This window comes from Desulfomicrobium salsuginis (assembly GCF_054657795.1).
The window spans coordinates 1,615,922-1,640,221 of the sequence record NZ_BAAHYA010000002.1 but is presented as its reverse complement, the minus strand read 5'-3'; the positions used below and the strand labels follow the sequence as shown (position 1 = coordinate 1,640,221).

Sequence of the window (24,300 nt, the reverse complement as noted above, 5' to 3'; positions counted from 1 at the left end):
AAAAGTCAGCAGAAACCGGGCGGGCGCGACTCATTGCGACCGGCATGTTGCGTGCAACCTGGTCCGCTTCGCGCAAAACCCGGCAATACTGGGAGGTCGGTTTGTCGCCGGACCTCGAGGGGTCAGAATTTCCGCAGGTGATCCAGAATGAGGGCCGCGACCCGGGCGTAGTCGCCGTTGAAGTGATGGGAACCGGGAAGCGTGACGATAGTGGCCTCGTCCGGGCCCAGTTCGCGGCAGAGGGACGATTCATCCTCCTGTCCGTGCAGGCAGAGCAGGGGAATGGGCGCGAGCTTTCGGACCTCGGGGAGCAGGGCGATGTCCTGGGCCGCCTCGTCGTCGTGGAGCCAGTCCGAGACGTGGAACTCCAGTTCCACGAACCTGCTCGGCGCCAGCAGGGAGATCTGGCGGACGGTGCCGCGCAGGTCGGGGGGCAGGTTGTTGACCATGGGCGGCAGGGCGTCGGCCCCCAGGGAGAAGCCGATGAGAACGACCCGCTTCGAGCCCCAGGCCGCGAGGTAGTGGCGCATGATCCGCGACAGGTCCGCTCCGGCGCCTTCGGGCGTGCGCCTGGTCCAGAAGTACTTCATGGAGTCGAGACCCACGACGCCGACGCCGCTTTTCGCCAGGAGGGCGGCAATGTCCTTGTCGATGCCGGCCCAGCCGCCGTCGCCCGTGACGAACACGGCCAGTGTGTCCGAGGCCTGTCCCTCGGCGGGCACCTCCACCAGCGGCAGGTCGTCGACGTCGCCCCGGTGCCCGGCACTCAGGTCGGGCTCGTGCTGCACATGGGCTTCCACGGCCTCCCGGACGATGTCGCGCCACCTGGCCGTGTCGGCGTAATCCGTGGCGTCGGGAAGAATCTTCAACCGCACGCCTTTCATGCCGCCCGTGAAGCCGCGCAGGGCGGATTCCGGAAAGACCGGGTCGTTCTGGGCCTGAACCACGGTCCAGGGCAGCTCCGCCTTGGCGAAGGGCTCGTAGCGCACGCCACCGGTCGTCCTTGTCCAGGTCAGCCCGCGGCCGAAGCCGAAGGGCTGCGTCAGTTTCAGCTCCGGCCTGAAGCCGAGGCTCACGCCGGCCGGGAACGTCCCGGCGGGCGCCTGCACCAGACTCGCGTAGACGATGCCCGCCCCGGAGCCGTGGCCGATGAGCAGCGGAGCCGTGAGCCGGGGCAGGCCCAGGCTCTTCTGCACGTACTTGCTCATGGATTCGAGTTCGAGGGACACGTTGGGCTCGTAGTTTTCCCGCGCCACGTTCGCGAAGTAGCGCTGCATGTCCACGCCCGCCACCAGCGCCCCTGCCTCTCCAGCGATCCTGGCCAGTTCCTCCTCGGTTTCGCCCCAGCCGGAGTCGTCGGAGAGCACGATGGCGACCATGGACGGGTCCGACTGCCGGCCGCGCAGGATCAGCTCCCCGAAGGGGCCGAACTCCAGCGGCCCTGCGGCCGGGAGCCCTCCGGCTGGAGCCGGCACGGCCTGGAGCAGAAGCGCCAGAAGCGCGGCGAGGCGGATCAGGCCCTTCATTTGCCCACCATCCCGCGCACGCCGCCGGCCACCAGCGCGGCCACTTCGGTCAGGATTCCCGGCAGGGCCAGGCCGCCCGGCGCCAGCAGGTAGGTCGGCTCCCAAGTGGGCCCGAACTTCTCCTTGAAGGCGCGCAGCCCCCTGAAATTGTAGAAGTCTTCGGCGTGCGAATACAGGAAGTTGCCGACCTTGTTCCAGGTCGGGGCCAGGGCGTGGGTCTCCAGGCCCGAGAAGGGCGAGACGCCGAGGTTGAAGCGCGCGAAGCCCTGCTGCTGGCCCCAGAACATGAGCATGAAGAGCAGGTAGTCCATGACGCCGCGCGGCGCGCCATGCACGAAGCGCATGAGGTCGATGGCCAGCTCGGTCCTGCCGCCCGTCCAGACATTGCCGAAGGCCAGGATGCGCCCCTCCTGTCGGACCACGGCCGTATGGAAGCGGGCCAGGTAGTCGGGGTCGAAGCGCCCCAGGGAGAACCCTTTCTCGCGGGCGTTCTTGAGGGACAGCCAGGCGTCGGACACGGCCCGGAGTTCGTCGCCGATGCCCGCAAACCCTTCGGGCGGAATGACCTCGAAGACGCAGCCGTTCTTTTCCAGGTTGTTCTTCTTGTAGCGCAGCCCTTGCCGGGACGCGCCGTTCAGGTGGAAGGACGGCAGGTCGACGATGGCCTCCTCGCCGATCTTGAGCAGGCTCAGGCCCGTGTCCCAGAAGAGGTGCAGCCGGTCCTGGGGCACGCCGTAGAAGACGGGGCGCCCACAGTGGCGGTCGCAGGTTTCGCGGAACTGCCAGATGAGCTCCTGGGCCTCGTCCTCGCGGCCCACGGGCGGGCCCATGGTCACCCAGGTCCGTCCGGTGACGCCGAACATGAGGAATGATTCGCGGCTCTGGCTGAAGAGGAAGGTCTTGTCGCCCAACAGGGCCAGGTTGGCGCGGGTGTGCGGGGTTTCGGCCACGATGCCGCGCACGCACGCCTCGTCCTCGGGGCCCACGGGGGCTGGGCGGTAGGGAGCCGGCGCCAGCAGGCGCATGAAGGCCAGGCACAGTCCGGCCGTTCCGGCCCCGGCCCAGGCGCGGACCACGTTGGGTACGGAGCCGTCCGTGGTCAGGGTCAGCCAGAAGTCGTCGGCCTGGCCGCCGAGTTTCCAGGACGTGGCGGCCAGGGCCGTGGTGGCGGTCAGGACCAGGGCCATGGCCACGATCCAGCCGGGGGTGAAACGGTCCGAAAACATGCTCGAATGACGGGAGAAGCGCGCGCGGTTGACCACGAGCAGCGTCAGGGCGACGCCGAGGACGATGGCTTCCTCGTAGTCGCCGCCGCGCAGCAGTGCCGCGAGCATCCCCAGAACCAGCATGACCGCCGTCAGGTGGAAGGCCACGTCCAGGCGCCGCTGGATGCCGCGGGCCAGGAAGAGCAGGCACATGCCGATGACGCTGCCCATGAGGTGGGACCCGCCAACCACCGAGCCCGGCAGGTGGTCCTTCAGCCACAGCAGCCTGCCGGCCAGGGACGGCGTGGCGCCGGACAGGAGCAGCACGGCCCCGGAAGCGAAGGTCAGGGCGGCCAGGGCCTGGGGCACCATGGTCGCGCTGCCGCGCACGCCAGCGTGGGCCAGGAGGCGCAGGACCGGGACCGTTTCCAGGGCTTCGCGCACGGCCAGGGTCAGGGCCGCCAGCAGCAGCGGCAGGATGTAGTAGATGCAGCGGAAGGCCAGCAGGGCGGCGAAAAGGCTGCCGTTGTCCGCGGCGTCGGGCGTGAGCAGCATGAAGGCCGTCTCGAAGACGCCCACCCCTCCAGGAGCCTGGCTGGCCACGCCGGCCAGCTGGGCCAGCATGAAGCGGGTGAAGAAGACAGTCAGTCCCGGATCGCCCGGCAGCAGCACGTAGAGAATCAGGCCGGACAGGCCCCAGTCGAGGATGGAAAAGAGCACCTGCACCGCCGCCATGGCCGTTCCGGGGGCCGGAATCTGGAAACCCAGAATCGAGAGGGGCGAGCGCCAGCGGGTCGACATCAGGATGTAGAGCAGCGGAAGCGCCGCCAAGACCGCGCCCAGGATGTCGCCGCCCAGGGCCAGGGTGTGGGCGGCTTCTGGGCTCAGCAGCAGGGCCAAGCCGCCCAGGCCCACCAGACCGAGCCAGAGGCTGACGGTGGTGAAGATGGTGATGCGTCCCACGTCGGCCGGGGACAAACCCCAGGCGGCGTAGAGGCGGAACTTGATGGAACTCCCCGAAAGGAAGGAGAAGCCCAGGGTGTTGGCGAAGGCGTTGCCGATGAAGGACGAGATGGCGATGCGCTTCAGGGGTTGTGGCACCCCTGCGTAGCGGCAGGCGAAGAGCTCGTACCCGGCCAGAACCATGTAGTTGAGCACGGCCAGGGCCAGGGCCAGGCCGATGCCTTGGCGCGGGATGGAGGACAGGGCGGACCATATCTGTCCGACGCTGACGTGGCTGAGCTCCTGGTTCAAAAAGCGCAGGGCGGCCGCGATGAGAACCAGGGAGACCACCGGCCCCCAGAAAGAGACGGAACGAAATCGCATGGATGCTGCTCCACTGCGCCATCCGGTCCGGACGGCGCCTTCGGTGTTTGTTCTATGGATTTGGGTCGAAGCGTTCCTGGGTCCGGGGCTGGGAACGGACATGGGGAACAGGGAATGGAACGCCGGGCTTCCGCGATTGCGCGGGCAGCCCTCCGACCAGGGAAAACTCCCATAGGAGGAGTCCGGGGTTCTGTAAACGGTCATGTTGCGGGCGGCCTGGGCTGATTCGCGGCCGACCGGACGTGGCCTTGCGCCGAAAGCACGGGGTTCATCCTGGCGGAGGCGTTTCGGGCCCGGATTCGTCCAGGCCGGCGCGCTGCGCGTTGTCGAGGAGTTGGCGCCCCTCATTTAGGGCTGCGGAGGTGGACTCTTCGAATTTCTTGCCCCAGACCGCAGCGGGGTGGTAGGAAGGCAACATGGACATCCGATCGTTTATCTGCTGGGCCATGGTCCTCCTCTTCGCAGCGGGCGTGGCGCCAGCCTCGGCGGCCTCGGCCGGGCAGGACGGCCCCAGGGTGCTGGTCATCCACTCCTACGCCCCGGACTATGCCTGGACGCGCGACATGCAGGCCGGGATCGTCTCGGTTCTGGACGCCCCGGAGGTTCGGGCGCGCTGGCGTGTGGAGCATATGGACGCCAAGCACCGCGATTCGCCTTCGTACCAGGCCCGCCTGCTGGAGCTGTTCCGCGAGAAGTACGCCGGGGAGAGGTTCGACGGGATCATCCTGACCGACGACCATGCCCTGGACTTCACGGTCCGGCACCGGGACGAGCTGTTTCCCGGCACACCCGTGGCGGCCTGCGGCATCAACGACCTGAAGTCCGTGCCGCCGGGCGCCGAGGACATGAACATCATCGTCGAGCGGCTGGCGCACGTCGAGACGCTCACCGCGGCCCTCAGACAGAACCCCGGGACGCGGAAGGTCCATGTGGTCATCGACGGCACCCTTACGGGCAAGTCCATTTTGCGCGAGTTTCTGGAACAGGCCAGGGCTTTGTCCGGACAGGTCGAGGTGGACGTGGCTCCGCCCATGACCAGAGCGCAGCTCGAAGCCTTTGCCAGGGAGCGGACCAGAGGGGAGATCATCTACCTGCTGGTTTATTTCCAGGACGCGGCGGGGGAGGTCTTTGCGGCCGAGGACATCCCGCGGGCCCTGGCCGCCGCCTCGCCCGTGCCGGTCTACGTGGCCTGGGACTTTCAGATGGGCACGGGCGTGGTCGGCGGGTGCGTGACCAGCGCCTTCGGGCACGGCCGCATGGCTGCCCGGACCCTGCTGGACCGCCTGGCCGGGAAGAACCCCCCGCATGCCTACAGCGGGCTGCAGGAGGTGAACCGGCATACCTACGATTTCGCGGCGCTCTCGCGTTTTTCCATCCCCGCCGAGACACTGCCGCCGGGCGCGCTGGTCCTGAACCGCCCCCTGTCCTTTTTCGAACTGCACCGCGAGGTCATCCTCTGGGCCCTTGTCGTCATCGCCGTGCTCGGCGTGATCATCGCGCTCCTGGTCCTGAACGTCGTCAAGCAGCGCAGGATCAACCGGGACAACGCGGAGATCATGACCCTCAACCGCGAGATGATCGAAACCCAGCGCGAAATGCTGACCACCCTGGGCGAGGTCATCGAGTCGCGCTCCCAGGAGACGGCCAACCACGTGCGGCGGGTGGCCGCCTACTCGGCCCTGCTCGGCGAAAAGTACGGCCTGGGCCCCGAGGATATCCTCATCCTCGAGGCCGCGGCGCCCATGCACGACATCGGCAAGATCGGCATCCCGGACTCCATTCTCAACAAGCCTGGGACGCTCAGCGACGAGGAGTACGAGAGCATCAAGCACCACACCGTCATCGGCCAGCGCATCCTGCACACCTCGGACCGCAAGCTCATGGCAGCGGCGCGGACCATCGCCCTGCAGCACCACGAACGCTGGGACGGCACCGGCTACCCCTGCGGCCTGAAGGGCGAGGAGATCAGCCTGTCCGCGCGCATCTGCGCCCTGGCCGACGTCTACGACGCCCTGTCCCTGGGCCGCGTCTACAAAAAGGCCTGGCCGAAGGAGAAGGTCTTGGACTTCATCCGCGGCGAGCGCGGCGGCATGTTCGACCCGAAGGTCGTGGACCTCTTCTTCGAGAATCTGGACGCCATCGAAGCCATCGGGTACCGCCTCTCGGACGATACTGCGGAGCGGCACGGGCAGGACATCACCGGCAAGGTGGTCTGCCCGCTGCGCGGATAGGAAGGGTTGGGCTTTTGGTGGACGAAATGGACGTTATGGACGAGATGGACCCGATGGACGGGCCCTGCCCGGTGCCTTTTGGGGGCGTCCATATCGTCCATGAGGTCCAGGCCGTCAATAACGTCCACAATTCTTGCCCCCATCAGGAGCTTTTCATGCCACATCCAAGTGCACTTCCCAAGGTTTGGGCCCACCGCGGGGCGCGTAGCGCGGCCCCGGAAAACACGCTGGCCGCGGCCCGGGCGGCCCTGGCCCAGGGCGCCTTCGGCTGGGAGCTGGACGTGCGCCTGACCCTGGACGGCGCCGTGGTGGTTGCCCACGACCAGGGCCTGCGGCGTGTCACGGACATCGCCCGGCGGCCGGATATGCCCGGCCGGGCCGACCATCTCGCGGACCGGCTGACCCTGGCGCAGCTTCGCGCCCTGGACGCCGGAAGCTGGTTCGCCAGGCGCGACCCTTTCGGGACCGTGGCCGCCGGCAAGGTTTCGCCGCAGGAACTGGCCGCCTTCGCCGGTGAGCGCATCCCGACCCTGGCCGAGGCCCTGGAGTGGACCCGCGGCGTGGGATTGTCCGTGAACGTCGAGATCAAGGACATGCTGGGCGGCGACGACGCCCTGCTGGTGTACGAGACGGTCCGGCTGATCCGGGAATCGGGGCTTGGGGGGCGGGTGCTGGTCTCGTCCTTCCGCAGGGCCTCGCTGGAGCTCTTCCGCGAGCTGTGCCCGGAGGTGCCCGTGGGCCTGCTGCTGGACGAAAAGGCCACGGCCGCGCCCGTGGCGGACATTCTGGCCAGCCTGCGGGACCTGGGCGCCGCGGCCCTGAACCCCTGCGTGCGCACCCTGGCGCCCGGCCGTGCGGCCGCCTTCCGGGAGGCCGGCTTCGACGTCAACGTCTACACCGTGAACCGTCCGGAGGACATGCTCCGCCTGGCCGCCGAGGGCGCCGCGGGCATCATCACGGATTTCCCGGCCAGGGCGCTGGCCGTGCTGGGGGGGAAGGGGCAGGAATAATGGACGAGTTGGACGGCATGGACCTTATGGACGAAATGGACGCCCCCTGAAGGCATCGGGTCGGGCCCCGTCCATCGGGTCCATTCAGTCCATCCCGTCCATTCGGTCCATTCAGTCCATACGGCGGTGTGCCCGGTCGCGTCACTCGGCCAGGCAGCTTCTGGCCAGTTCGCGGTAGGCGCGGACCTGTTCCTCGGCCCACTCGGCGTCGCGCCCCAGTTCTCGGGCCATGATGGCGGCCACGTCGGGGGCGATCTCCATGCTCACGGCCGCATCCAGCACGATGGCGCGGGTGCGGTGGCGCAGCACGTCGGACAGGGTCATGGCCCATTCGCGGCGCACGGCCCAGACCACCTCGGCCCGCAGGTAGGGCAGCTTGTAGTGCAGCGGGCGGCCCAGTTCGGGGTCGTGGCGGACCAGTTCGCGGATATCCTCGATGTCGCTGCCGTAGACCGAGAGGTGGTCGCGTGGGTCCAGGCCGTTCATCCAGCCGTGCAGGGGCAGGTTCTCGGTCTTGCAGGAGTGCGACGGCAGGCCGGCCAGGCGCGCGGCCTGTGTCACCGTGTCCTCCCCCATCTTGCGGTACGTGGTCCACTTGCCGCCGGCGATGGTCACCAGGCCGCTCTGGGAGATGGTCAGGTGATGGTCGCGGGACAGGGAGGCCGTGCGGTCGGTTCCCTGGGCCCGGATGAGGGGCCGGATGCCGGTGAACACGCTCAGCACGTCGCTGCGCCTCGGGTCGCGGGTCAGGTAGCGGCCGGCGTGCTCCAGCAGGAATTCGATCTCCTCGTCCATGGGCCTGGGCTCGGCCGCCGGGGCGTCCAGGGCCGTGTCCGTGGTCCCGACCAGGACGCGGCCGTGCCAGGGCACGAGGAAGATGACGCGGCCGTCGTCGGTGTGCGGGACCATGATGGCCGTGTCGCCGGGCGAGAAGGACTTGTCCAGGACCAGGTGGATGCCCTGGGACGGCGCGATGAGCGGCGGGGCCGCGGCGTCGTCCAGGCGCATGACCGAGTCCACGAAGATGCCCGTGGCGTTGACGACGACCTTGGCCCGCAGGTGGCGAATGTCCCCGGTCAGGGAGTCCGTGGCCTCCACGCCGCAGACCTGGCCCTGATCGTCCTTGAGCAGGCCGGTCACGCCCATGTGGTTGACGGGCAGTCCGCCCAGGTCCTCCATGGTCCGGGCCAGGGTGACGGCCAGGCGCGCGTCGTCGAACTGGCCGTCGTAGTAGATGACCCCGCCGCGCAGGTCCGTGGGTTCGAGGTTGGGGATCATGTTCAGGGTCTTGGCTCGCGAGAGGATGCGCGAACGGCCGAAGCCGAGCTTGCCGGCCAGCATGTCGTAGAGCTTGAGGCCGATGCCGTAGAAGGGCCGCTCCCACCAGGCGTAGTCCGGCACGACGAAGGCCTGGTTGGAGACGAGGTGGGGGGCGTTTCGGAGCAGCACGCCGCGCTCGTGCAGGGCGTCCATGACCAGGGCCACATTGCCCTGCTGCAAGTAACGCACGCCGCCGTGCACGAGCTTGGTGGAGCGGCTGGACGTGCCTTGGGCGAAGTCGCGCTCCTCCAGGAGCAGGACGCGGTAGCCGCGGCTGGCCGCGTCCACGCCGCAGCCCAGGCCCGTGGCTCCGCCGCCGATGATGATCATGTCCCACGGGGTGGGCGTGTCGAGCTGTTCGAGCAGGTCGGTTCTGAGCATGGGACCTCCGGTGGTTGCTTTCGCGCTCCATAGCACGTCTGCGGGCCGAGGGCCAGACGGAGCGGCACAGTCCCCCGGCCTTGACCTCTGGGTGGATGTTCATAGAAGTTCGGTTTGCGGGCATCCCGTCCGCCACTACGGAGAACCTGATGACGCAACCCACCGTCGGCATTGTCCGCACCCAGTCCTTCACCTTCGCGCACCCGCCCCACGCCATGGCCCTCGATAGCGGGGTGGGGCTGGGGCCCGTTTCACTGGCCTACGAAACCTACGGCGAACTGAACGCCGAGAAGTCCAACGCCGTGCTCATCTGCCACGCCCTGACGGGCGACGCCCACGTGGCCGGCTACCATGCCGGCGACGACAGGCCCGGCTGGTGGGAGCACTACGTGGGACCCGGCAAGCCCATCGACACGGACCGGCACTTCGTCATCTGCTCCAACGTCATCGGCAGCTGCATGGGCTCCTGCGGCCCGTCCTCCATCAACCCGTCCACGGGTCGCTACTGGGGCCTGGATTTCCCCATCGTGACCATCCCCGACATGGTCCGTGCCCAGCGTGAGCTCGTGCGCCATCTCGGCGTCGAGCGCCTGCGGGCCGTGGTCGGCGGGTCCCTCGGCGGCATGCAGACCCTGCAGTGGGTGGCCAGCTACCCGGAGATGGTGGACGGGATCATCGCCCTGGCCACCACGAGCCGCCACTCGGCCCAGGCCATCGCCTTCAACGAGGTGGCCCGGCAGTCCATCATGAGCGATCCCAACTGGAAGAACGGCGACTACTACGACGGCGTGCGGCCGGACCTGGGCCTGGCCGTGGCGCGCATGATCGGGCACATCACCTACCTCTCCGACGAGTCCATGCACGTGAAGTTCGGCCGCGAGCTGCGCGGCGGGGCCTTCGCCTTCAACTTCGAGGGCGATTTCCAGGTCGAGAGCTACCTGCACCACCAGGGCAAAAAATTTGTGGAGCGCTTCGACGCCAACGCCTTCCTCTACGTGACCAAGGCCGCCGACTATTTCGACCTGGACCTGGCCAGCCCCGAAAGTCCCGCCAGACGCGCCCTGGCCGGGACAGCGGCCCGCTTTCTGCTCGTGTCCTTCACCTCGGACTGGCTCTACCCGACCTACCAGTCGCGGCAGGTGGTGGACGTGCTGAAGACCCTGGGACGGGACGTCAGCTTCTGCGAAATCACCGCGCCGTGGGGGCACGACGCCTTCCTGCTGCCCGACGAGCGGCTGGAGACCGTCATCCGCGGCTTCCTGGGAGGGCTGCATGGCTGCTGAACGCTGCGTGGACGCCGCGCCGGACCTGCGTTTCGACCTTCGCATCGTGGCTTCCTGGATCGAGCCGGGCAGCCGCGTGCTGGACCTGGGCTGCGCCGACGGCCGGCTCCTGCGCCACCTGCGGGACGCCAAGGGGGTCAAGGGCCTGGGCATCGAGCACGACGAGGACGAGGTGGTGTCCTGCGTCGCCCAGGGGCTCTCGGTCATCCACGGCGACATCAACACGGAGCTCCCCGGCTTCCCGGACAAGGCCTTCGACTACGTGGTCGTGTCACAGACCTTGCAGCAGGCCTACAGGCCGACGGAACTGCTGAACCAGATGCTGCGGGTCGGACGGCGGGGCATCGTCAGCTTCCCTAATTTCTGCTGTCTGCAGGTCCGCCTGCAGATGGCCTTCTCGGGCCATGTGCCCGTTACGCCGGAACTGCCGTACCAGTGGTACAACACGCCCAACATCCGCGTGCTGAGCCTGGAGGATTTCAAGACATATTCACGGGCCGTGCCTTTCGCCATCACCCGCTCCCTGGCCGTGAACCCGGCTCCGGACGGGTCGGCCAGACAGGTGCGCTTCTGGCCCAATCTTCTGGCATCATACGGAGTTTTCATGATAACCGCCGCGTGAGGAGCGGACCTCGGGCCTGGCCCGGAAAGGAGGAAACATGCAACGATTCGAGACCAAGGCCCTGCACGCAGGGTACGCCCCGGACGCCACGGGTTCCCGCGCCGTGCCCGTGCACCGCACCTCGGCCTATATGTTCAAGGACGCGGCCCACGCCGCCGACCTCTTCGCCCTGCGCCAGCTCGGGCACATCTACACGCGCCTGGGCAGCCCCACCCAGGAGGCCCTGGAGACGCGCCTGGCCATGCTCGAGGGCGGCAAGGCGGCCCTGGCCCTGGCTTCGGGCACGGCGGCCATCCACTACACCGTCATCAACATCTGCCGCCAGGGCGACGAGCTCGTCTCGTCCTCGACCCTCTACGGCGGCACGCACACCATGTTCGCGTCCATCCTGCCCGACGCCGGCATCACCACGCGCTTCGTCGACATCCACGACCCCGCGGCGGTGCGCGCGGCCATCAACGAGCGCACCAGGCTGATCTACACCGAGGTCATCGGCAACCCGGCCCTGGACGTGGCCAACATCGAGGCGCTGGCGGTCATCGCCCACGAGCACCGCCTGCCCCTGGTGGTGGACGCGACCTTCGTCACGCCGTACCTGTTCCGGCCCCTGGAATACGGCGCGGACATCGTCATCCACTCCCTGACCAAGTGGATCGGCGGGCACGGCACGGCCATCGGCGGGGCCGTGATCGACGGCGGGACCTTCGACTGGACCGACCCCAAGTTCGCCCTCTACAACGAGCCCGACCCGTCCTACCACGGTCTGCGCTACGCCCGCGACCTGGGCGAGCTGAACCCCCTGGCCTTCATCATGCGCCTGCGCCTGGTGCCGCTCAGAAACCTCGGCGCCTGCCTCTCGCCCGACAACTGCTGGATCTTCCTGCAGGGGCTGGAGACCCTGGCGCTGCGCATGGAGCGCCACAGCGAGAACGCCCTGCAGGTGGCCGAATTCCTGTCGGCCCACCCCAAGGTGTCCTGGGTGCGCTATCCGGGCCTGCCGGGCGACCCGTCCCACCAGCTGGCCAAGACCATGTTCCCGCGCGGCTGCGGCGGCATGGTCGTCTTCGGCGTGCAGGGCGGCCTCGACGCCGGGCGGCGCTTCATCGACCGCCTGGGCCTGGTCTCGCACCTGGCCAACGTCGGCGACGCCAAGTCCCTGGCCATTCACCCTGCCAGCACCACGCACTCGCAGCTGTCCGAGGCCGAACAGGCCGCGGCCGGCATCACCCCGGACCTGGTGCGCCTGTCCGTGGGCATCGAGCACATCGACGACATCCTGGCCGATCTGGACCAGGCTCTGCAGTGACGGGACCGGGCGGGGGAGATGGGATGCCGGATTGTGGATCATAGTGATACGAAATTTGCCGAAACTGTATCTTTTTGGGGCACCATTCGTCTCGCGATGAGCTACGCCAGGCATCCAATCCCCCGGTTTTCCTGGATATGGTGCATATTGGCCGTGTATTTGAAAGTACCGCTTCCGCGGAAAATTCCTGTGGCGGTATGACCCGCATTTACCCGCCACGGTCCTCTAACCGGAAGGAGACTGTATGCCGAAGTACATCATCGAGCGCGAGATTCCCGGCGCGGGCAGCATGTCCGCCGAGACCCTGAAGGGCATTTCCCAGCATTCCTGCGGCGTGCTCAGGGAGATGGGCCCGTCCATCCAGTGGGTGGAGAGCTTTGTCACGCCGGACAAGATCTACTGCGTCTACATCGCCGAGAACGAGGCGGCCGTACGCGAGCACGCCACCCGCGGCGGCTTCCCTGCCAACAGCGTGACCGAGGTCAAGACCATCATCGACCCGACGACCTCCGAGGGGTAGGGCGCGGGGCCGGAACCTCGCTCGACAGATCAGAATCCGAAGGCCTGCCGTCATCATGTCGGCAGGCCTTCGGCCTTTCAGGAGTCCCGGGGGATGGACGCGCAAAGCGGCCCGTTGTAGGGGCAATGTCATGTAATCATCGCATTTTCCAGGAGGGATCATGGCCTTGAAGCGAGTGGGTATTCTGACCGGCGGGGGCGACTGTTCCGGCCTCAACGCCGTCATCCGGGCCGTGACCCGTACGGCCATAATCCAGTACGGCGCCGAGGTGCTGGGTCTCGAAAACGGTTTCGACGGCCTCATCTTCGGCCACACCATGAAACTGACCACCGGGAACACCAAGGACATCCTGACCCTGGGCGGGACCATTCTGGGCACGACCAACAAGGGCAACCCCTTCGCCTACCGCGAGTTCGACGAGGAAGGGCAGATAACGGTCAGCGACCTGTCCGAGCAGGCCATGGACACCTTCAGGATGCTGGGCCTCGACTGCCTGTTCGTGGTCGGCGGCGAGGGCACCCTGGAACTGGCCCACAAGTTTCAGCAGATGGGCATGCCCGTGGTCGGCATCCCCAAGACCATCGACAACGACCTCGAAGGCACGGACTACACCTTCGGCTTCCAGACGGCCGTGCAGGTGGCCTGTGACGCCATGGACCGGCTGCACACCACCGGGCGCAGCCACGACCGGGTCATGATCCTCGAAGTCATGGGCCGCAACGCCGGCTGGATCGCCCTGGAGTCGGGGCTGGCCGGGGGCGCGCACATCATCCTCATTCCCGAGATCCCCTACAACCTTGACAACGTGGTGACCAAGATCCAGCACCGCATCCGCGGCAAGAGCCCGTTCAGCATCATCATGGTGGCCGAAGGGGCCCGCGAGGAGGGCGGGGAGCGCATCACCCAGGGCACGGCCGCCAGCCGCCTGCAGGGCGTGGAGCAGTTGGGCGGCATCGGCTTCCACCTGGCCAACCAGATCCGGGAGCGCATTCCCCTCGAAGTGCGGACCACGGTCCTGGGTCACATCCAGCGCGGTGGCTCGCCCACGGCCTTCGACCGGGTGCTCGGCACGCGCCTGGGCGCCGCGGCCGTGGACGCGGCGGCGCGCGGCGAGTTCGGGACCATGGTCGCCCTGAAGACGCCGGACATCGTGCTCGTGCCCCTCTCGGAACTGGCCGGGCTGTGCCGCACCGTGCCCCTGGACCACCAGCTCATCCGCACGGCCGAGGCCACGGGCGTGAACCTGGGCCGCGGAGCCATGTAGCCGAGCCACAAGGAGGACATCATGACCGGACAGACGGACCCGCGCGTGCTCTTCGCCGCGGAGCGCACGCTCTTCTCCTGGAACAGGACGGGCATCTCACTCATGGCCTTCGGATTCGTCGTCGAGCGCTTCGGCCTCTACATGCAGATCCTGGGCGTGCAGGGCGTGCTCGGGGCCCAGCGGCACCTGTCCTTCATCGGCGGCATGGGCTTCATCCTGCTCGGCGCCTTCGTCGAGATCTATTCCGTGCTCCAGCACAGGCACTTCCTGGCCTCCCTGCACGAGATGGACATCCCTGTCGGCTACAACACCCGCGCGGCCATGGCCATCAACGTGGTTGTGGGCTTCATGGGCGTGATGCTGTGCGGATATCTTTTTCTCGGCGTGCTCTGAGACGGCTTCCGGTATCGTTCATCCGTTCGCAAACGAGAATACAATGGTTCACAGGGAATAGACGTGAACCTCGTGCTGTCACCTGAATCGTACATGTCCGGCGCGTCGGGATGGAAAGTCAAATGCAATGATGTTCATGTCCCGGGGCATGAACCGTGAGGAAGCTGGCATGAATGCATTGCTTGGGGAATCAGTCGATGGACGGCTCCTTTCCACGTGGCGGTCCGTGAACCGTCTCGTCGCATGGGCGCTGTCCCTGTGCGTAAGCCTGCTGCTTCTGGCGCCAAGCGGTGCGCTGTCCGAGGAAACACTGTCGGCGGCTGAGCAGGAGCGGCAGGAGGCCGCCCTGTTCAAATACCTGAACACGCCTTGGCGCGGCGACCTCGACGGGATGCGCACGCGCCGCTACATCCGCATCCTGGTCACCTACAGCCGCACGAACTACTACCTGGACGGCGCCGTGACCAAGGGCTTCACGGCGGAAGTGGCTCAGGCTTTCGAAAAGTGGCTCAATATGAGCCTCAAGACCCGCAAGTACCCCGTCCATGTAATCTGCATCCCCGTGCGGCGGGACGAGCTGATCTCGGCGCTGAATGCCGGGCGGGGGGACATCGTCGTGGCCAGCCTGTCCATAACGCCCGGCCGCGAGGAACTGGTGGCCTTTTCCGAGCCCTGGGCCTCGGATGTCCGCGAAGTCGTGGTCACGGGGCCGGAATCGCCCGAGCTGCGGAGCATCGAGGACCTTTCGGGGCAGGAGGTCTACGTGCGGCGTTCCAGCAGCTATTTCGAGACGTTGCAGAGGCTGAACGCGCGTCTGGAGTCCCAGGGTCTGCCGCAGGTCGACATCCGCCCGTCCGACGAAAGTCTGGAGAGCGAGGACATCATGGAGATGGTCGGCGCCGGGCTCCTGCCCCTGACCGTGGTGGACAGGTACCGGGCCAGGCTGTGGAGCGAGGTGCTGCCGGGCATCCGCGTCCGCGAAGATCTCGTGGTGGCAGAGGGCCAGCGTCTGGCCTGGGCGGTGCGCAAGGACAGCCTGCAGCTCTTGGGGCTGATCAACGATTTCGCGAAACATTATCGCGCCTCGAAGGATCTGGCCTTTCTGGGCCGCAAGTACTTCGCCAAGTCCGGCTACCTGCGCAACGCCAATGACAGCGAGGACCTGCGTCGCTTCGAGGCGGCCGTGAAGTACTTTCGCAGGTACGGCGGGCAGTACGACCTGGATTTCTTGCTCCTTGCGGCCCAGGGCTACCAGGAGTCGCGCCTGGACCAGGACGCGCGGAGTCCGGCAGGTGCCGTGGGGGTAATGCAGCTCCTGCCGAGCACCGCGGCCGGCCCGCCCATCAACCTCCCCGACATTCGGCGGCTGGACACCAACATCCACGCTGGGGCCAAGTACTACCGCCATCTCATTGACACGTACTACAACGACCCGGCCATCAGCCCCCTGAACCGCATGCTCTTCGCCTTTGCCGGGTACAACGCCGGCCCGGGCAACATGGCGCGCATGCGCCGCCTGGCGGCGGACATGGGCCTGGACCCGAACCAGTGGTTCGCCAACGTGGAGGTCGCCGCCGGCAAGGTCACGGGCCAGGAGACGGTCCGCTACGTGGGCAACATCTACAAGTATTACCTGGCCTACCGGACGATCATCGAGCGGGCCGAGGAGAGGGAACGGGCCAGGCACCGGCTGCGTTCGCTGTGACGCCGGGCGATTTCGTACGTTCGGGTCGCAAAAGTCGTCAGACCGGAAACTTGCGCACCAGGTATTCCATGAACCGCGATTTGACCTGGTTCGTGGCCATGGCCTGCTTGATGGGCGGGAGTTTCAGGATCACGCCCAGCACTGCGGCCAGGGCGCGGTGGTTCCAGAGGACGCGGTTGTCGAAGATGAGGTGCTGGAGCTTGCCGCGCTCCAGGGCCATGACCACGGTGCGGTGCACGGAGTTGAGCGGCGTGATGACGCGCTTCTCCCGCGGCTTGAGGGACAGGGCCTTGTCCGGGCAGGCGCGTACGCATACGCCGCAGCCCAGGCAGATGTTCTCGTCCACGCGGGCCTTCTTGCGCTTGGGCTGGCGCGGGTCGTTGGCCGAGACCACGCCCATGGCCTCCACGGGGCAAGCCGCCGCGCACTTGCCGCAGCCGGTGCAGGCGTTTTCGTCCACCGCGGGCAGGAAGTTGGTGGTGTGCACGGGGTGGAGATTGCCGAACTTGCGGGCCGCGATCATGGCCTCGCAGCAGCAGCCGCAGCAGTTGCAGATGAAGTTGACCCGCTCGCGCACGTTCTCTCCGAACTGCACCAGCCCGTGTTCCTGCGCCTGGTCCAGCAGGTCCAGGCACTCGGCCGTGTCCACGGGTCGGGCGTGGCCGTGGCGGGACAGGGATGCGGCCGAGGTGTTGAACGTCATGCAGATGTCCTTGGGTGCGTCGCAGTCGCGGCCCACGTGCTGCATCTTGTGGCGGCAGTAGCAGGTGCTGATGGCCCGGTGGGAGGCCGTGCGGATGACCTCGCTGGCCCGCTCGTAGTCCAGCACGTGCACGGCGTTGTCGGCCGAGAGCATGGGCTCCTGCACGAAGACGCGGCCGAGCTGGGTCTCGCCGTCGGCAAAGAGGGCGCGGACGAAGTCCTCCTCGACGTTCAGGTACTGGTAGAAGAGTTCGGCCAGGGCCTTCTGGTCGATGTCGCCGCGCGTGCGCATCATGGAGAACTCGAAGAACCCGGCCATGGGCGGGGGCAGGACGTAGGTAGTGCTTCCATCCTCGGCCACGATGTCCACGAGCATGGCCCGCCCCGCGAGGTCGTCGAGAATGTTCCGGGTTTGCGTCAGGTCCATCTTCCAGACTTCGGCCGCCTTCTCGGCCGTGAAGGGTTTGATGGGCAGCAGGGCGATGAGTTCGGCCTCACGCTCGGAAAAGAGGATCTTCAGGATCTTGTGCAGGGACGTCGATGGCGGGGCGCCCTGGGGACAGCGGTTCAGGCGTTCGGTGAGCTCCGCGTAGCCGGAGCGGTGCGAGTGGTGCGACATGGCGGCTCCTCCGTGAAATTTTCCGAACCATAAGCCTGTCGAGCCGCCGAATAAAGCGAAAATTCGGCAATTCTGGCCGGGAGTTGCAGCTTGTGTCCTCCTCTCGCGTGGAACGCGAATGTCATACAGGCGGCAACAATGTTGAAGTTTACGCGGTTTTGTCTTACATTTCGTGTATGTTGTCGAATTTATGCAAAACAATGCTCCTCCTCGTCTGCCTCGGCCTGCCATGGGCGTGTCCGGCAGCCGAGGTCGCAGCCAACGCCGTGACCTGGATGCACGCGGATTTCCCCCCGTTGCGCATCGTCGACGGGCCGTACGCCGGGCAGGGGCCGTCGGACATGATCCACGGTCTCATGCGCCGCGAGATGCCCGACCTGGACCATCATGTCCTGACCGCCAACCTGAGCCGGACCATGAATTGGATGCAAAAAGGGGAGAAGGTTCTGGCGGTGGGGATCATCCCCAACCCGGAGCGGGATGCCTGCATGCAGTATTCGATTCCATGCGTGCTGGTTCCGCCGGCCTGCCTCGTGATCAGGGCCGACGATGCGGGCAACGCTCAGGGCGGCCGGGTTGCTCTCCGGGAATTCGTGGCCAGGAAGGTCCTGGGCGTAGCCGTGGACAGGTCCTACGGTCCCGAGGTGGACACCGTGCTGCGGACCGCCCCCGACCAGCCCCGCATCGTGGCCCACACGGGCTCCAACCTGCTCGGCAGCCTGCTGGACATGCTCCTGCGGGGCAGGGTGGACGGGGTGCTGGCCTACCCCTTCGAAGCCACGTACGTGGCCCGCATGAAAGGCCGGGAGCGCGACATCGCCCTCGTCCCCCTGAAGGAGGCGCTGGTCCCGGTCGTCGGCCGCATCGCCGCGCCGCGCACCGCCTGGGGATCGGACATGATCGTTCGGGTCAACGCCGTGCTGCAGCGTCATCGGGGCACGCAGGAGTACCGGCAGGCCTTCGAACGCTGGCTTCCCGCCGGGGCCGTCGAGGACTACCGGGCCATGTACGACGAATTTCTGCTCGCCAAATGAGTTTCCTGCCGACCGCGGCCTCGTGCCGCAGGTCCGGGCCTTTTCACGCCGTCAATCCAGACATGGATCGCTGCCAGCACCTTGCCGGCATCCCACACGTCAGTACCAGTATCCCCACCAGCCCCCGCGCGGCCGCTGCCGCAGGCGGACGTGGGGGAAGGAGGGCGGTTCGAATGAATAGCCGCCCCAGGCGCCTGGCGTCCGTTCCGGCCGCAGGTCGCGCAGGCGCCTGACGCGTTCCTCCGTGGTCGGGTGGGTGCGCAGCCAGGACGGTTCGGGCAGGCCCCGGCCCGGGAAGAAGATGCGCCGCAGAAAGCCGTTCTGGACCCGTTCCAGCTTGAGCAGGGCCGAGGCCAGCCCGTCGGGGTCGTCGGTCAGGCGGGCGGCGGTCAGGTCGGCGTCGAATTCGCGGGTACGGGACAGGCCGAGCTGGGCCAGGAGGCTGACCTGGGGCGCCGCGGACAGGAGGATGAGGGGCCACCAGTCCACGTCGCCGCCGGCCAGAGCCTGGGGCAGGGACAGGAAGATGAGTACGAGCCCCACGAAGCTCATGGCCGAGGTGATGCGCGAGATGACGTCGGCCAGGCCCATGACGAAGAGGTCGCCGTGGGCGATGTGCGCCGTCTCGTGGGCCAGCACCGCGACGAGTTCGCGCGGGGAGAGGGTGCGCAGCAGGCCGTCGGTCACGGCGATGGCCGAGGCGTCGCGGCTGCCGACGGCGAAGGCGTTGACCATGGGGCTCGGCACCCACCACAGGGACGGCGTCCCGGGGAGGCCGACGCGTCCGGCCAGCACGGACAGGGCCTGGTGGTATTCGGGCGCCTGGGTCGGGGGAACGGGGCGGGCGCCGTACATCCTGAGCACCCAGCGGGCCGAGAGCTGCGGGGAGAAGAGGAGCAGGACTGCGCCCCAGATCACGAGAAACCACAGTCCGTTAGGCCCCCAGAGCATCCAGCCGACGAAGCCGGCGTAGCCCGTCATGAGGCCGAGCAGCAGCAGGGTCTGCAGGCGGTTCAGGCCGCGGTGGGAGGAGAAGCGGGCGGGATCGATGGAGGTGGCGCGCATGGGGTGCTCCGTTGCTTGAGGTGCCGGTCGACGGGTTTTCATAAGCACGATCCCTCCTGAAACAAGGACCGTGTCCGGCGCCGTCAGTCTATCCGCACCACGACCTTGCCCATGGTCCGGCCTGAGGCCACGAGATCGTGGGCCTTGGCGATGTCCCGCCACGAGAGGCTGTGCCCGAGATGGGGGCGCAGCCTGCCGCCGGCAGCCAGCTTCGCGGCCTGGCGCAGGGTCTCCCCGTGGGCCTCGCGCCCCCGGCCGGTGAGCAGCGGCAGAAGCATGAAGACCACGGACAGGGTCAGACTGCCTGCATGCATGGGTGAGAGGTCGTGGGTGGAACGCGTGTTGGTTGAGACGACGGTCCCGCCTGAAGCGGCCGCGGCGAAGGATGCGTCCAGGTTGGCCCCGCCCACGGTGTCGAAGACGATGTCGAAACCCTTGCCGTCCGTCAGCCTGGCTACGTATGCTTCGGGCTTCTCCTGACGGTAGTCGATGACCTTGTCCGCGCCCAATTCCCTGGCCAGATTCGCCTTCTGCGTCGAGGACACGGTGGCCGCCACGCGGGCTCCCGCGGCCTTGGCCAGCTGCACGGCCACATGCCCCACGCCCCCGGCCCCGGCGTGGACGAGCACGAACTGCCCAGGCGTGACCCGGGCGCGGTCGAAGAGGGCCTGCCAGGCGGTGATGGTTACCAGCGGCAGGGCGGCCGCCTCCTCCATGGTCAGGTTCGTCGGCTTGGGGGCCAGCAGCCGCGCGTCGCAGAGCATGAACTCGGCCAGCGCCCCGGGCAGGTCGGCGATGCCGCCGGCGCAGCCGAAGACCTCGTCGCCTGGCCACAGGTCGTCCACGCCCTCGCCCACGGCCTCCACCACGCCGGCCACGTCCATGCCGAGGACTGCGGGCAGCGCCGGTGCGAAGGCCGGCCGCATGACTCGCATCTTGATGTCTATGGGGTTCACGCTGGTGGCGGCCACCCGCACCAGCACGTGGCCGGGTTTCAGGGCCGGAGCGTCGATCTCGCCCGAACGGAAATCAGGAGTCTCGCCGTATGTATGCAGGAGTTGCGCTTTCATGGTTTCCTCCCATGTCGTGTTTGGGGCACCTTACCCCCAAACGACGGCGCAGAGAAAGTGTTTTCCATGCCTGTGAGGCCGCGTCAGGGTGACCACCGCACACCCAGGGCCAAGGCCTCGGCGGCCAGACTGTGGACGTCGTGAACCGACATGGCGCCGCCGAAATCTGAAGCCGATGCCCGGGCGATCATGCCGTGTCGCTTCCGCGTGTCGTGGAGCCGTTGTTTCAGGTTTCCGACCCTTTCCTGTCAGACGGGGTCGGCAGGTCGATGACGATCTCCGTCGTGTCCTCGTCGTCCAGGGCCCGCATGGCGATTCCGCCGCCCTGGGCCTCGATCATGACCCGGGCCGAGTAGGTGCCGATGCCCGTGCCCTTGATCTTGCCCATGGTCACGTACTTGTCGAAGAAGCGGGTCCGGATGGCGGGCGGCACGGCTCCCTGGTTGCGGATGGTCATCCGGCACGCGCCGGAGCATTCCAGGGCCGCGGCCACACGTCCGCCGGGCGGGGATGCCTCCAGGGCGTTTAGCAGGATGTTCTGCAGGGCGAGGCGGAGCAGGGTCTCGTCGCCCATGCAGATGCAGGGTGCAAGGCGGTCCGGCCGTCCGGCGCTCAGGATGTCCACGCCTTTGCCGGCGTGCTCGGGCAGGAGCAGGAGCCGGTCGGCGATGTCGCGCAGGATCGCGGCCGCGTCCAGCCCGCTCTGGGAGGACAGGTATTGTCCTGCCTCGATGCGGTGCAGGGTCAGGTTGATGCTCAGGGTGTCGAGGATGTGCTGGCCCGAGAGTTCCAGCTTGCGGGCCATGGACCGCTCGGCTTCGCTCATGGCCGGGCTTTCGGCGAAGTACCGGGCCAGGGCCACGGCCGATGCGGCCGGTGAGCGCAGATCGTGCTGCATGATGCGTTCGATCTCCACGCGCAGGTTCTCGGCCCGCTTGCGTTCCGTGATGTCGCGGACCACGCTCAGCACGTGCGGCTCGCCGTCGAGATCGATGACCTTGGCCGAGACCATGCCCATGACCCGGGTCCCGTCGTGACGCACGAAGACGGCCTCCTCGTTGTCGCAGCGTCCGGTCGTGCGCAAAAGGGCGATGATTCGCTCGCGGGCCGACGGGTCGTCGAACACGCTCAACTCCTGCGTGTTGCGGCCGATCACGTCCTCGCGGTCGGCCCCGGTCATGGCCGTGAACCCGTCGTTGACGCGGACGAAGACGCCGTCCCCGAGGCGCGTGATGGAGACCGCATCGGGGCTGGTGTTGAAGATCAGTTCCATGTTGCGGACCGCGTCGCGGTTCTCGGCCAGCAGACGCTGGTTGACCATGATGATGAAGCCGTAGGTCCACAGGGTGGTCGAAACCAGTGTGACCAGATAGGTTGCGATCTGCATGCCCGAAGGGGTGAAGAAGTCGCCGATGCCCGGACCGAAGAGGGGCTGGAGGCCGCGCGCGGCGAAGAAGGCTCCGTGGAGGCCGAAGGTCGCGGCCAGGAAGATCGCCGCGGCCCGGTGCTCCGCAGTCCGGAAGCGCAGGAAATCGCGGGCCACGGCCAGGGCAAGGAGGGCCACGCCCAAGGATGCGTTGACCCAGCGGCAGGTCAGGCAGTCGTCGATCCAGATGAAGGCGGCGGCCACGAGAACCAGAAGCGTCCAGACGGCCAGGATGGGCTTGAACCCCGCGGGGCGGCCGAAGAAGCGGCGCGTACCGATCAGGGCGGCGCAGTGGCCGCCGACGAAGAACGCGTTGCCGGCCAGGATGCAGACGGGGCCGAGGACGGGGTGGTCGCGCAGGATGTTGACGGCGAAGCCCAGCGCCCCGAGCCCCGTGGCGCAGAGCCACCAGCCCAGGCCCGGCCGGGACCGGTTCAGGAGGTACTGGATGGTCAGGGATACGGTCTGCAGGGCCAGGGCCAGGCCCAGCAGCAGGGTCAGGGTTCGAATGTCGATCGGCATGTCATCTGCCCCCAGGATGGGAAGTGGTCGTTTGGGCCTTTTCTCGTCTGTCGCGCGGAAGCCGGGGCTCCATCGCGGAAAAGCCGGTACACGACTTTTCCGCGATGGCGTTCCTGCTACTCCTCGATGTCTCGCAGGTACAGTTCCCGCATGGCCACCTTGTTGGTCTTGCCTACGCTGGTGCGGGCGATGGCGTCCACCAGGCGGGCCCGCAGGAGGACCGCCTCCTTGGGCAGCACGCCCCTGTCCACGAAGCCCTTGACGTGCTGGACGATCTCCTTCTCCTGGGGGGCGGCGCCGGGCTTGGGAACTACCAGCGCCAGCGGCGTCTCGCCCCAGCGCAGGTCGGGCCGTCCGATGACGGCTGCCTCGGCCACGTCGGGGTGCTGCAGGATGATGTCCTCCATCTCCAGGGAGCTGACCCACTCGCCGCCGACCTTGATGACGTCCTTGGTGCGGTCCGTGATGCGCAGGCTGCCTTCGGCGTTGCGGCAGGCCACGTCGCCGGTGTTCAGCCAGCCGTCGGTCCACAGCCGCTTGGAGTTGCTCTCGTCCTTCAGGTAGGAGGCCGTCAGCCAGGGCGCGCGGACCTGCAGGGCGCCGGGCGCCTTGTCGTCGTTCGGGACTTCCAGCCCCTCGTCGTCCACCAGGCGCAGCCGCACCATGGGCAGGGCCTTGCCCGTGCGGGTGCGCAGGGCGATTTGCGTCTCGCGGTCGAGCTGCAGCTCGGCGTCGCTCAGGTGGGAAAGGCTCAGGATGGGGCAGGTCTCGGACATGCCGTAGCCCGTAAAGGCGTCGATGCCCCGCTCCAGGGCCGCGGCGCAGATGGCCTTGGGCATGGCCGCGCCGCCGATGACCACGCGCCAGCCGCGCAGGTCGTACTGCACGCACTTGGGGTCCGTCAGGAGCATGTGCAGGATGGTCGGCACGCAGTGGCTGAAGGTGACTTTTTCGGCACTGATGAGCCGGGCCAGCGCCTCGGGTACGTACCTGCCGGGATAGACCTGCTTCACGCCGAGCATGGTCGCCATGTAGGGGATGCCCCAGGCGTGGACGTGGAACATGGGCGTGATGGGCATGTACACGTCCTCGCGGTGGAAGCGCCCCTGCGTGGCGTTGGTGCCCAGGGCGGCGAGGCCGGCCAGGGTGTGCAGGACGAGCTGGCGGTGGCTGAAGAAGACGCCCTTGGGCAGGCCCGTGGTGCCGGTTGTGTAAAAGGTCGTGGCGCGGGTATTCTCGTCGAAGTCCGGGAAGTCGGCCAGGGGGGAGCTTGCCGCCAGGAGCGCCTCGTACTCGCCGGCCAGGGGCAGGGACGTGGCGGGCGCGTCGCCGCCGTCGGTCAGCAGGATGAACTTCTCCACCGTGTCGAGCCGACCTCGAATCTGCTCCAGCAGGGGCAGGAAGTCGGAATTGACGAGGATGACGTCGTCCTCGGCGTGGCCGATGGTGTAGACCATCTGCTCCGGCGAGAGGCGGATGTTGATGGTGTGCAGGACCGCGCCGATCATGGGGATGGCGAAGTAGCACTCCAGATAGCGGTGGCTGTCGTAGTCCATGACGGCCACGGTGTCGCCGGGCCCCACGCCCTGGGCCAGGAGCGCCGCGGCCAGACGGGCCACGCGCTCGCGGAACTGCGCATAGGTGAAGCGGAGCGTCCCTGCGTAGACGATCTCCTGGTCCGGGTCGTCCTGGATGGGGGCCTGGAGGATATTCTTGATGAGGAGCTGCTGGGTCGGATTCATTGCTGTCCTTTGATGTCTGACGTGTTGA

At 67.4% G+C, this 24,300-nt stretch carries 18 protein-coding genes; 10 read left to right on the top strand and 8 right to left on the bottom strand.

Annotated features, from left to right (window positions below):
- Positions 1-122: 122 nt before the first annotated feature.
- Positions 123-1,526: an AcvB/VirJ family lysyl-phosphatidylglycerol hydrolase gene (locus ACYQ3G_RS14505; protein ID WP_459826784.1), complete on the bottom strand. Its 1,404-nt coding sequence runs from the start codon at positions 1,524-1,526 to the stop codon at positions 123-125.
- Positions 1,523-4,057, bottom strand: coding sequence for a bifunctional lysylphosphatidylglycerol flippase/synthetase MprF (mprF, locus tag ACYQ3G_RS14500; protein ID WP_459826782.1), 2,535 nt, complete (start codon positions 4,055-4,057; stop codon positions 1,523-1,525). The genes ACYQ3G_RS14505 and mprF overlap by 4 nt, the downstream gene beginning before the upstream one ends.
- A gap of 416 nt (positions 4,058-4,473) precedes the next feature.
- On the opposite strand from mprF, the gene ACYQ3G_RS14495 reads away from it, so the two are divergent.
- Entirely contained in the window at positions 4,474-6,288 is a 1,815-nt protein-coding gene (locus ACYQ3G_RS14495; RefSeq protein WP_459826780.1) for an HD domain-containing phosphohydrolase, read from the top strand.
- Positions 6,289-6,443: 155 nt separating this feature from the next.
- Positions 6,444-7,298, top strand: coding sequence for a glycerophosphodiester phosphodiesterase (locus tag ACYQ3G_RS14490; protein WP_459826778.1), 855 nt, complete (start codon positions 6,444-6,446; stop codon positions 7,296-7,298).
- A 141-nt stretch (positions 7,299-7,439) separates the two neighbouring features.
- Here the strand turns inward: ACYQ3G_RS14490 and ACYQ3G_RS14485 are convergent, their stop codons facing one another.
- Positions 7,440-8,999 (bottom strand): glycerol-3-phosphate dehydrogenase/oxidase, encoded by a 1,560-nt coding sequence (locus tag ACYQ3G_RS14485; protein WP_459826776.1) that lies wholly within the window; start codon positions 8,997-8,999, stop codon positions 7,440-7,442.
- Between the two features lie 149 nt (positions 9,000-9,148).
- Here ACYQ3G_RS14485 and metX point away from each other — a divergent pair, with 149 nt between their 5' ends.
- The 7 genes from metX (at position 9,149) to ACYQ3G_RS14450 (ending at position 16,092) form a co-directional block, all read left to right on the top strand.
- Positions 9,149-10,282 carry a homoserine O-acetyltransferase MetX gene (metX, locus tag ACYQ3G_RS14480; RefSeq protein ID WP_459826774.1) on the top strand — a complete coding sequence of 378 codons (1,134 nt, stop codon included), beginning with the start codon at positions 9,149-9,151 and terminating at the stop codon, positions 10,280-10,282.
- Positions 10,272-10,904: a methionine biosynthesis protein MetW gene (gene metW / locus ACYQ3G_RS14475; protein ID WP_459826772.1), complete on the top strand. Its 633-nt coding sequence runs from the start codon at positions 10,272-10,274 to the stop codon at positions 10,902-10,904. Before metX ends, metW begins: the two co-directional genes overlap by 11 nt.
- Before the next feature lie 37 nt (positions 10,905-10,941).
- The gene (locus tag ACYQ3G_RS14470) at positions 10,942-12,210 is read left to right on the top strand and encodes an O-acetylhomoserine aminocarboxypropyltransferase/cysteine synthase family protein (protein WP_459826770.1); all 1,269 of its coding nucleotides are present in this window, start codon (positions 10,942-10,944) and stop codon (positions 12,208-12,210) included.
- A 244-nt stretch (positions 12,211-12,454) separates the two neighbouring features.
- On the top strand, positions 12,455-12,730 hold the full coding sequence (locus ACYQ3G_RS14465; RefSeq protein WP_028576741.1) for a DUF4242 domain-containing protein: 276 nt from the start codon (positions 12,455-12,457) through the stop codon (positions 12,728-12,730).
- Positions 12,731-12,890: 160 nt separating this feature from the next.
- Positions 12,891-13,994, top strand: a complete 1,104-nt coding sequence (locus ACYQ3G_RS14460; RefSeq protein WP_459826768.1) for a 6-phosphofructokinase — start codon at positions 12,891-12,893, stop codon at positions 13,992-13,994.
- Positions 13,995-14,015: 21 nt separating this feature from the next.
- The gene (locus ACYQ3G_RS14455) at positions 14,016-14,387 is read left to right on the top strand and encodes a YidH family protein (protein ID WP_028576744.1); all 372 of its coding nucleotides are present in this window, start codon (positions 14,016-14,018) and stop codon (positions 14,385-14,387) included.
- A gap of 169 nt (positions 14,388-14,556) precedes the next feature.
- Complete coding sequence (locus tag ACYQ3G_RS14450) at positions 14,557-16,092, top strand: MltF family protein (protein WP_459826766.1); 1,536 nt, start codon at positions 14,557-14,559, stop codon at positions 16,090-16,092.
- A 37-nt stretch (positions 16,093-16,129) separates the two neighbouring features.
- Here ACYQ3G_RS14450 and ACYQ3G_RS14445 read toward each other — a convergent pair whose 3' ends face one another.
- Complete coding sequence (locus ACYQ3G_RS14445) at positions 16,130-17,413, bottom strand: 4Fe-4S dicluster domain-containing protein (protein ID WP_459826764.1); 1,284 nt, start codon at positions 17,411-17,413, stop codon at positions 16,130-16,132.
- 200 nt (positions 17,414-17,613) lie between these two features.
- Between ACYQ3G_RS14445 and ACYQ3G_RS14440 the strand changes: the two genes are divergently transcribed.
- On the top strand, positions 17,614-18,447 hold the full coding sequence (locus ACYQ3G_RS14440) for a TIGR02285 family protein (protein ID WP_459826762.1): 834 nt from the start codon (positions 17,614-17,616) through the stop codon (positions 18,445-18,447).
- Positions 18,448-18,546: 99 nt separating this feature from the next.
- Here ACYQ3G_RS14440 and ACYQ3G_RS14435 read toward each other — a convergent pair whose 3' ends face one another.
- The 4 genes from ACYQ3G_RS14435 to ACYQ3G_RS14420 all read right to left on the bottom strand — a co-directional run bounded on the left by ACYQ3G_RS14435 (position 18,547) and on the right by ACYQ3G_RS14420 (position 24,272).
- Complete coding sequence (locus ACYQ3G_RS14435; RefSeq protein WP_459826760.1) at positions 18,547-19,512, bottom strand: zinc metalloprotease HtpX; 966 nt, start codon at positions 19,510-19,512, stop codon at positions 18,547-18,549.
- Between the two features lie 83 nt (positions 19,513-19,595).
- Positions 19,596-20,582 (bottom strand): zinc-dependent alcohol dehydrogenase family protein, encoded by a 987-nt coding sequence (locus ACYQ3G_RS14430; RefSeq protein WP_459826758.1) that lies wholly within the window; start codon positions 20,580-20,582, stop codon positions 19,596-19,598.
- Positions 20,583-20,808: 226 nt separating this feature from the next.
- The gene (locus ACYQ3G_RS14425; RefSeq protein ID WP_459826756.1) at positions 20,809-22,530 is read right to left on the bottom strand and encodes a PAS domain-containing sensor histidine kinase; all 1,722 of its coding nucleotides are present in this window, start codon (positions 22,528-22,530) and stop codon (positions 20,809-20,811) included.
- Between the two features lie 116 nt (positions 22,531-22,646).
- Positions 22,647-24,272: a fatty acid--CoA ligase gene (locus ACYQ3G_RS14420; protein ID WP_459826754.1), complete on the bottom strand. Its 1,626-nt coding sequence runs from the start codon at positions 24,270-24,272 to the stop codon at positions 22,647-22,649.
- Positions 24,273-24,300: the final 28 nt, after the last annotated feature.

What these genes read in the sequence shown, in the direction of transcription:
- ACYQ3G_RS14425 (WP_459826756.1), bottom strand. Translation starts at nt 22,530, where the DNA reads ATGCCGATCGACATTCGAACCCTGACCCTGCTGCTGGGCCTGGCCCTG.
- ACYQ3G_RS14460 (WP_459826768.1), top strand. Translation starts at nt 12,891, where the DNA reads ATGGCCTTGAAGCGAGTGGGTATTCTGACCGGCGGGGGCGACTGTTCC.
- ACYQ3G_RS14455 (WP_028576744.1), top strand. Translation starts at nt 14,016, where the DNA reads ATGACCGGACAGACGGACCCGCGCGTGCTCTTCGCCGCGGAGCGCACG.
- ACYQ3G_RS14485 (WP_459826776.1), bottom strand. Translation starts at nt 8,999, where the DNA reads ATGCTCAGAACCGACCTGCTCGAACAGCTCGACACGCCCACCCCGTGG.
- ACYQ3G_RS14450 (WP_459826766.1), top strand. Translation starts at nt 14,557, where the DNA reads ATGAATGCATTGCTTGGGGAATCAGTCGATGGACGGCTCCTTTCCACG.
- ACYQ3G_RS14470 (WP_459826770.1), top strand. Translation starts at nt 10,942, where the DNA reads ATGCAACGATTCGAGACCAAGGCCCTGCACGCAGGGTACGCCCCGGAC.
- ACYQ3G_RS14435 (WP_459826760.1), bottom strand. Translation starts at nt 19,512, where the DNA reads ATGCGCGCCACCTCCATCGATCCCGCCCGCTTCTCCTCCCACCGCGGC.
- ACYQ3G_RS14505 (WP_459826784.1), bottom strand. Translation starts at nt 1,526, where the DNA reads ATGAAGGGCCTGATCCGCCTCGCCGCGCTTCTGGCGCTTCTGCTCCAG.
- ACYQ3G_RS14440 (WP_459826762.1), top strand. Translation starts at nt 17,614, where the DNA reads ATGCTCCTCCTCGTCTGCCTCGGCCTGCCATGGGCGTGTCCGGCAGCC.
- ACYQ3G_RS14430 (WP_459826758.1), bottom strand. Translation starts at nt 20,582, where the DNA reads ATGAAAGCGCAACTCCTGCATACATACGGCGAGACTCCTGATTTCCGT.
- metX (WP_459826774.1), top strand. Translation starts at nt 9,149, where the DNA reads ATGACGCAACCCACCGTCGGCATTGTCCGCACCCAGTCCTTCACCTTC.
- ACYQ3G_RS14465 (WP_028576741.1), top strand. Translation starts at nt 12,455, where the DNA reads ATGCCGAAGTACATCATCGAGCGCGAGATTCCCGGCGCGGGCAGCATG.
- ACYQ3G_RS14495 (WP_459826780.1), top strand. Translation starts at nt 4,474, where the DNA reads ATGGACATCCGATCGTTTATCTGCTGGGCCATGGTCCTCCTCTTCGCA.
- ACYQ3G_RS14490 (WP_459826778.1), top strand. Translation starts at nt 6,444, where the DNA reads ATGCCACATCCAAGTGCACTTCCCAAGGTTTGGGCCCACCGCGGGGCG.
- ACYQ3G_RS14445 (WP_459826764.1), bottom strand. Translation starts at nt 17,413, where the DNA reads ATGTCGCACCACTCGCACCGCTCCGGCTACGCGGAGCTCACCGAACGC.
- mprF (WP_459826782.1), bottom strand. Translation starts at nt 4,057, where the DNA reads ATGCGATTTCGTTCCGTCTCTTTCTGGGGGCCGGTGGTCTCCCTGGTT.
- metW (WP_459826772.1), top strand. Translation starts at nt 10,272, where the DNA reads ATGGCTGCTGAACGCTGCGTGGACGCCGCGCCGGACCTGCGTTTCGAC.
- ACYQ3G_RS14420 (WP_459826754.1), bottom strand. Translation starts at nt 24,272, where the DNA reads ATGAATCCGACCCAGCAGCTCCTCATCAAGAATATCCTCCAGGCCCCC.